The 8,136-nt window shown below is 61.8% G+C and carries 6 protein-coding genes and 1 pseudogene; all 7 read left to right on the top strand.

What is annotated here, in order from left to right; genetic code table 11:
* A partial coding sequence (locus KAY22_RS21085) for a toll/interleukin-1 receptor domain-containing protein (protein ID WP_296625209.1) occupies positions 1–561 on the top strand: 561 nt, incomplete at its 5' end.
* Between the two features lie 20 nt (positions 562–581).
* Positions 582–1,892, top strand: coding sequence for a hypothetical protein (locus tag KAY22_RS21090; RefSeq protein ID WP_249131583.1), 1,311 nt, complete (start codon positions 582–584; stop codon positions 1,890–1,892).
* A gap of 81 nt (positions 1,893–1,973) precedes the next feature.
* Complete coding sequence (locus KAY22_RS21095) at positions 1,974–2,567, top strand: AbiEi antitoxin N-terminal domain-containing protein (protein ID WP_006022646.1); 594 nt, start codon at positions 1,974–1,976, stop codon at positions 2,565–2,567.
* Positions 2,560–3,576, top strand: a complete 1,017-nt coding sequence (locus KAY22_RS21100; protein ID WP_006022645.1) for a nucleotidyl transferase AbiEii/AbiGii toxin family protein — start codon at positions 2,560–2,562, stop codon at positions 3,574–3,576. Before KAY22_RS21095 ends, KAY22_RS21100 begins: the two co-directional genes overlap by 8 nt.
* A gap of 18 nt (positions 3,577–3,594) precedes the next feature.
* Complete coding sequence (locus tag KAY22_RS21105; protein ID WP_006022644.1) at positions 3,595–4,899, top strand: SIR2 family protein; 1,305 nt, start codon at positions 3,595–3,597, stop codon at positions 4,897–4,899.
* Positions 4,889–6,919: an ATP-binding protein gene (locus KAY22_RS21110; protein WP_006022643.1), complete on the top strand. Its 2,031-nt coding sequence runs from the start codon at positions 4,889–4,891 to the stop codon at positions 6,917–6,919. Before KAY22_RS21105 ends, KAY22_RS21110 begins: the two co-directional genes overlap by 11 nt.
* Before the next feature lie 656 nt (positions 6,920–7,575).
* Positions 7,576–8,136 (top strand): annotated as a pseudogene (locus KAY22_RS21115) (PD-(D/E)XK nuclease family protein); the annotation flags it as partial.

The following is an 8,136-nucleotide window of genomic DNA, read 5'->3' on the forward strand; positions in this document are numbered from 1 at the left end:
TCGATCGCCGCGACGCCGGAGGGCTACAGCCTCGGCGGTCAGCTGATGCTCGGCACCCCGACGGGCTGGCTGCTGACGCCGCCGACGTCGCAGGAAGCCCAGAACCAGCTCGTTCGCGACAGCCTCGCGTTGGAGAAGGCCGATCCGGCGCATGAGAAGTATCACGGCATCTTCCTGAGCCATACTGGCGTCGACAAACCCTTCGTGCGCCAGCTTCGCAAGGATCTGCTCGCTCATGGCGTAGAGCATGTGTGGCTGGACGAGGCCGAAATCGACATCGGGGACTCGCTGATCGCCAAGATCGAAGAGGGGATGAAGCTCAGCCGCTACATCGCCGTCGTCCTGTCGAAAAAGTCGATCGGCGCTCCTTGGGTGAAGAAGGAGCTCGACGTGGCGATGAACCGCGAGATCGCGAGCGGCGAGGTGGTCGTGCTGCCGCTGCTCTACGAGGAATGTGAGCTGCCAGAGTTCTTGAAAGGCAAGCTCTACGCCGATTTCTCCAAGCCCGAGGAGTACGAGGCGGTCCTCGGCAAGCTTTTGCGGCGGCTCCGGATCTCCTGATGAGCGAGACGGGTCCGAGAATGGCGATGCTGATGGCGATGACGGACCTGTGGCGCATACGACCGCCCGGGCCCGACAATATTCTTGCGCACCCGGCCTTCATGCGGCTGCGTGAGATCTGCCGCGACGACTACCCAAACGCCGGCAAGAAGGGGCCGAACTTCGCGCTCTCGACGGCATTGCGGGCGTTGGGCCTTCCATGTCACCTGCAGAAGGACACGGCCCATCTTGCCATGCCTGTGGAGGAAGCGGCGAAGGGATTGGACGCGGCGCTGCGCGCTACCCGGGCCAGGCGCATTCACCTTGCGCCGCTCGATCTTGCCGCCGACCTGCCGCCGCACGCATTCGGTCCGGCCAGGGTGTGCCGGTTGAGCGCCGACGAGCTGCGCGGCGTGATCGATGCGCGCCGGCTGAGGCGGCTTTATCCGCGTCAGGACTTCGATGCCGAGCGCTTCGCCGAATTCCACTGGCTGATCGTTGAGGAGGTCGTGGTGCTCGAGCAGGAGCCGGAGGAACGCGCGGTCCCGGTCCTGTTCATGGACCTGAGCCTAGATCTGGGGCGGGTCGAACCGCATCAAGGGCGGTTCCCGACTGCCTTGGAAGAAGCGCTGTTCTTCCTCCTGCTGGCCCCCTGGGAGAGCTGGTCGACCATGCAGGAAGTCGATTGGCGGGGCTTCCGTGTGCCATGGGTCTACACGATCGACAGCGACATCTTCGTTCGTCCCAGTTCGCCGCCGTCCCCCGACACGTTGAGCTGGGAGGACCGGGTCTACGACGATGGCTATGGCGGGACATACGAGGAAGAGCGCCCGGTCGAGCTGCACCTAGAAGAGGATGCAAAGACCGAGCTGACGGTGTGGGACCAGAGCCGATGGACGACCGTCGAGCAGGCGAAGCAATCGGTTTTGTTTGAGACGCCGATCCCTCACTTCCTCGTCCGCGCGTTCCTGGCCGAGGGCGTGGATGAATTCCTTGCGCACATCACGACGATCGAGGCGGCGCTCGGCTTGCGCGCGGACTATCAGAAGAATTTTCGCATCGCGCCTGACCGCCACAAAGGGATGCGCGCCACGAATAGAATTCGGGGACGGGTGGCCGGCCTGCTGGGCGATCGACGCTTCGCCGATCAGTATGAGCAGCTCTTCAACGTGCGAAGCGCATTCCTGCACGGCCGAGCCATGACCGCCATCTCGACGAAAGAGCGGGTGATGGCGCGGTCGTTGGCCCGCCAGATCGTCGAGGCGTTGATCCTTGCGACGCTCGCGGGGCCGATCAGCTCGCGGGAGGATTTCCTGGATGGTCTACTCGACAGGGGTTCGCCCTTGATCTAGCCGAAATAGACGGCTCCCCAGCAAGTCCGCTGGCTTGAAAACTGTCAGAAAACCGCGTATATTTCTGACAGGAGAACGGCCATGCAACGGTTAACCGAACAGATTCTCGCGCATGCCGAAGGGTTGCCGGAAGGTACGCCCGTGGCGGCTAAGAGCTTGCTTCACCTCGGTAATCGCGCCGCGGTGGATCAGGCTTTGTCGCGTCTGACTGAGCGGGGCCAACTGATCCGGGCCGGTCGCGGCGTCTATCTCCGTCCCATCACGAGCCGGTTCGGAACGAGGGCCCCCTCCGTCCAGCAAGCGGTCGAGGCGCTCGCCAACCAGCGCGGCGAAGTCATCGTCCCGAGCGGGGCGGCGGCGGCCAACACTCTCGGCCTGACGACCCAGGTGCCGGTTCGGTCGGTCTATCTAACCTCCGGCCGCAGCCGAACGATGAATCTCGGCAAACAGGTTGTCGAACTTCGTCATGCTCCGCGCTGGCAACTCGCCCTGGCTCATAAGCCGGCTGGCGAGGCGGTGCGGGCGTTGGCCTGGCTTGGGCCGGAGAAAGCGGAAGCCGCCTTGAAAACGTTGAAGCGGAAGCTCTCGCCGTCCACTTTCAGCGAACTGGTCGCGGCAGCGCCGCAGCTTCCGACCTGGCTCGCGCGCAGCGTAGGAAAGGCGGCGCATGGCTGACGCCTTTCTCCACCTTCCGGTCGCTGACCGCCGCGAGGCGCTAAGCGTCGCGGCCGATCAGTCGGGACGACCGGCGCACCTTCTCGAGAAGGATGTGTGGGTGGTTTGGGCGCTCGCCACGCTCTACGGGTCGGCGCTCGGCGAGCATCTGGTGTTCAAGGGCGGCACGTCACTGTCGAAGGCCTATGGGGTCATCCGGCGGTTTTCCGAGGACGTCGACCTGACCTACGACATCCGGGCGATCGCGCCCGACCTGGTGGACGGCAACGGCGAGGCGTTGCCGAAAACACGTAGCGAGGAGAAGCGCTGGTCGAGCGAGGTGCGCAAGCGCTTGCCGGATTGGGTGGCGGGCACCGCGCAGCCGGTCGTCGCGGACGCGTTGGCTGCCGCGACGTTGGCGGCTGCCGTCCGCGTGGAAGGCGAGAAGCTGTTTGTCGACTACGAGGCGACCACCGCTGGCTCGGGCTACGTCGCACCGAGTGTGATGCTGGAGTTCGGGGCGCGATCAACGGGCGAGCCGGCGAGCCTCCGCGACATCAAATGCGATGCATCCGGCCTGGTTGAAGGCGTAACGTTCCCAACAGCGCGGCCGCGCGTGATGCACGCCGAGCGGACCTTCTGGGAGAAGGCGACGGCTGTCCACGTCTTCTGCCTCCAGCAGCGGCTGCGCGGTGATCGCTTCGCACGCCACTGGCATGACATAGCGCGTCTGGATGACGCCGGCCTGGCGGATGCGGCTTTCGCCGATAGGGAGCTGGCGAACGCGGTCGCGCGCCACAAGGGCATGTTCTTCGTTGAGAGGGCGGCCGATCGAAGTCCGATCGATTATGCGGCTGCCGTGAATGGCGGTTTGCAGCTCGTGCCTGGCGGTGATGCCGCGAAGGCGCTGGAAGAAGATTATGGTCGCATGGTCGAGGACGGTCTGCTGTTGGAAGATGCTGAAACCTTCGAGGTCCTCATGGCGCGGAGTGCAGATGTCGCGCGCCGGGCAAACGAGGCGGCGAAATAGAGATTTGGGGGGAATGCGGTGGCGGATGCAGACAAGACGGAGCCATCGAAGCTCACATTCAAGTTTATTCGCGGCGTCGAGGGTGAGAAGGCTGATTATGATTGGCCTGATGGGGCGGATATTGTCAGAAAGGCGTTGGCTGAGTCACTGAATGCCAAAAATGTGGCGTTCCTCCTGGGAGCTGGCTGTTCTTCGTCGTGGGCTAATGACAAGGAGGTCGGCATCCCAACGATGGCGCCCCTCGCGAAGGAATTCACGGCGGCACCGAAGGAAGGGGATCAATCGTTCCCGACAGCCGACGAACGTGATGCTCTGTTGAAGCAGTTTGGAATCGACCTCGGTGCCGCGGAGTATGCGCGCAACCTAGAGCGGCTGATGGAGCTTCTTTTCAGCCTGCGCTTCGTCTTAGTGCGCAGTTCGCTGAGTGATGCCGCCACAAGACTCAAGACTGTCGAATCGATCATCAAGAAGGTTCAAACATTTCTTTGGGCCAAATGCACGAACGGCGCCTTCGCGAATGGCGACCATACCGTCGTTGGCCTTTATGAATCCTTCTATCGCAAGCTTGTGCTGCGCGACCGATCTCTTCCGCGTCCTTGGGTGTTCACCACGAACTACGATCTCTTCAACGAGACCGCAATGGATAGGCTCGGCCTGCCATACACGAACGGCTTCTCCGGCGTTGTCGAACGGCGGTTCAATCCAGCGACGTTTCGGTACGCCCTCGCTGAACAGCTCGATGTCACCAGCCGCAAGTGGTCTGCGGTCGATGGCTTTGTCTATCTGTGTAAGATTCATGGGTCCATTAGTTGGACAGAGGACGATCACGGACTTTTCCCGATCCGAGAAACGGCCGTCTCCAAAGAACCGGGCAAGGTGATGATCTATCCGACGCCTGCCAAGCAGAATTCGAGCCTTGGGTCTCCCTATGCCGATCTGTTTCGGGAATTCCAGTCACGCATTGTTCGCGAACAGAGCGTGCTATTTACGATGGGGTATGCCTTCGGCGACGAGCACATCAACAATATCATCTATCAGGCCCTGACGATTCCCACGTTCCGGCTCGTGATCTTTGTAGATCCAGATTTGGACGGGGAGATTGCGAAGCTTCGCGCGCTAAATGATCCACGAATTTGGATCATTGGGGGTGCCGGACGCAGCGCCGGACGCAAAGCCCATTACTTCGACACCATTATCGAAGAGTTCATGCCGCAACGCCCGAGCGAGCGCATTGATGACGCCGTTCGGAAGGTGATCGAGGCGATGGCCCCGAAGAAGGAGGCCGCGGCTCCCCAGAAGGGGGAGGATGACGATGAGTCGTGACGATCGGAAGCGCGCAATCGGCAAGGTGGTCTCGGTCGCGGCCGACCGTTTCGTGATCGAGATGCATGCGGGCACCGACAACTTCACCGTCGTCGGATTCGACGACGTTCACTATGTCGCCAGGCTCGGATCGTTCCTGATGGTCGCGGTGCAAACCGAGTACGTGGTTGTCGAGGTCGTCGGCCTGCGTGAGCGCGACGTTGGTCATGTTAGTCGCAGTGAAGGGGAGCTGGATAAGGCTTCTTCGGCGAAGTACCTCGATGTCGTTCCCGTCGGGATGCTGCCTCAAGATCGGCGCGAAAGGTTTCGCTTCGGCGTCTCCGTGTTCCCGTCACTCTACGGCGACGCACTGTATGCGCTGGACGCTGAACTGGATCGAGTCTTCGAAACCGATCATCCTTCGGAGCCTACACCCCCGATCGACAATGTTCCACCCACGCCACCTGATGCCACCCGCTATCGCGCATTGACGATCGGCCGGTCCGTCATATTCGAGGGTTACGACGTTAAGGTCAGGATCGATGATTTCTTCGGCGGACACACTGCCGTCCTGGGAAACACAGGGAGCGGGAAGTCCTGCACGGTCGCATCGGTCCTCCAATCCTTGTTCGAAAAGGCGGAAGAACACCATGCTCGCGGTGCCACGTTCGTCGTATTCGACGTCAATGGAGAATATGCGAAGGCGCTGTCGCCGCTCGCAAAGCGCAAGCAGATCGGCGTGGACCATGTCATTCTGGACGGCACCGCACGCACGGAGCGTTTTCGTCTGCCCCATTGGTTTCTGGAGCAGTCAGAGTGGGAGCTGCTTCTGCAGGCCAGCGAGCGCACCCAACTACCGATACTGCGCATGGCGCTCGGGCTGGCAACATTGTTCTCAGCGGGCAGCGCGGCGGAGCTGAAGGGGATCAAGAACCACATTCTGGCAACCTGCCTGAGCCAAATTCTTCGTGACGACACAGGCAGTCCGTCAAAACACGATCGCATGGTCGGTCTGCTGCAAAGATTCAACACGCCGGAGATCAACAATCAAAAGATCGCGCCATTCATCAAAATCGGCTTCGGCCAGATGGCCAACCCTGCCGGTTTAACAACCTATTTGTTGGGAAACGCCAATGGCGGCGGATTTATCATCGAAGGTTTGAAATTCCCGGCATATGCCAACCTTCCCTTTGAGTTTTCCGCGTTGGGAGAGGCGCTCGATCTGGCGATCCTATACGAGGAGGCTCACGGTAACCGTCAGATCCGAGATTACTGCTCGCAGATGCTGACGCGTTTTAAGTCGCTCGAGGAGCGACCTGAATATGCGTTCCTGCGCTACGACCTTCAAGGAAGCCAAGCTGGGCCGTCGCTCGAAAACTTCCTTGAGCAGCTCCTCGGTTTGGCACGCGACGGAGCGGGTTGGGTCAAACGCAACCAGATCGTCATCATCGACATGAATGCGGTGGAGGATGAGGTTGTCGAGCTCGTAGCGTCAGTGCTCGCTAGAATGGCCTTTCGGCTGCTCCGACAAGCAGATCCACGCAATCGGTTTCCGATCCATCTGCTTCTTGAGGAAGCGCATCGATACATCGCGGAGAAGCCATCCCGCTATGCCATAGACGCCAGCAGAGTTTACGAGCGGATTGCCAAGGAAGGGCGAAAGTACGGGCTGTTCATTCTCGCCGCTTCGCAGAGGCCCAGTGAACTCTCGAAGACCATTCTTTCGCAGTGCTCGAATTTCGTCATCCATCGAATCCAGAATCCCGACGACCTTGCTCATATACGGCAGATGACCCCGTTCATCTCCGAGGCGGTCCTGAAGCGGCTCCCGTCGCTTCCGAAGCAGCATGCGCTGGTCTTCGGCACCTCCGTGAACCTTCCCACGACCTTTCGCGTGCGCGACGCAAATCCTTTGCCTGCAAGCGATGACGCGAGAATTAGAGATTTGTGGTTCCATGAGGAGGGGCGAGCGGCTCAGGTTCGCATTACGCCGGCAACTTTCGAACATGGCGATGATAGCGTCGCGGCTGAGGGGAAATGAGTCGACGATCGATAGTTGTCGAAGGGCCGCTTGCATTCCGTACAGCGCGGATCGCTGCCGCACAGCGAGCGGATTCTGGGCTGCAGATTTTCACACTTCCACTGCTTGCTGCACGTCTCGCCGGAGGCTTTAACCGACCGGCGCGATCCCAGGACCTCGACCCAGCCATTCGCGCTGCACTCGCCGCCGGCGGCTTGACGGAGCTCGAAGGTATCCGTCAGCTTCCGGGCACGACACGGTCAATCGCCCGCACGCTCGCAAAGGTTTGGCAAGCCGACCTCGATCTTGAGGGGCTCGCTAGCCACAATGCTCGGCTTGCCGAGCTTGCGGAGGTCGAGCGCCGCGTTCGCGCCAACCTCCCAGCAGGGGTTCTGACACCGCGCGACTTGCGCGATGCCGCAATTGCGCACGCGGCCCATGCGGCTGCAGCGCTCGGGTCAATCGATATCGATCAGCTCAGTGAGATTGCATCGGTCTGGCGTCCGCTTCTTGCGACGCTCGCGAAGACGGTCCCACTCGCTTGGCGCAATCCTGGAACCTCCGATGCGAACTGGTTTCCGGGCCAGTTAATTACCAGCGACCGCGAGATGGCTGCGGACATATCCTTAGTTTCCTGCGCGAACCCGCGCGCCGAAGCAGTCGAAGCGCTACGTTGGATGCGTGAACTCATTGCCTCTGGCCGCGCGCGACCCGATGAGATCGCGATCTGTGCCACGGCCACCGAGGACTGGGACGAGCACTTCCTGGTTCTCGTCGCGGACGCGGATCTCCCACTCCATTTCTCGCACGGCGTGCCGGTCCTCGCATCGCGCGAGGGACAAGCGTGCGCCGCACTTGCCGACGTCCTGCTCAACGGGCTTGGCCAGGATCGCCTCCGGCGACTGTTCGGCCATGCCGCGGGTCGAAGCCGTGCCTTGGCCGACTTGCCTGCGGACTGGTCGCTCGGCCTCCAGCCTGGTGCGGCGCTGTTCGAGATTGATCAGTGGCAGCGCGCGCTTGACGAGGCGACCGGCCGCCGCGCCGACGCAGGCGATCCAAGACCGGTCGTGATGCCCATTCTGCGGCTGCTTGCGAGTGGCCCCGAGGCGGCTGCGCAGGCCGGCGCGAAGCTATTGGGCACAGCGGCCCGTGCGCGCTGGACCGAGGCGCTTCGACGCGCGCCGGGCGACGGGCTCGATTTCTCACGAGAGGGCCTGCGGCGGCCCGCTCGACGCGGT

The organism is Rhizorhabdus sp. (genome assembly GCF_018006725.1).
GTDB lineage: Bacteria > Pseudomonadota > Alphaproteobacteria > Sphingomonadales > Sphingomonadaceae > Rhizorhabdus.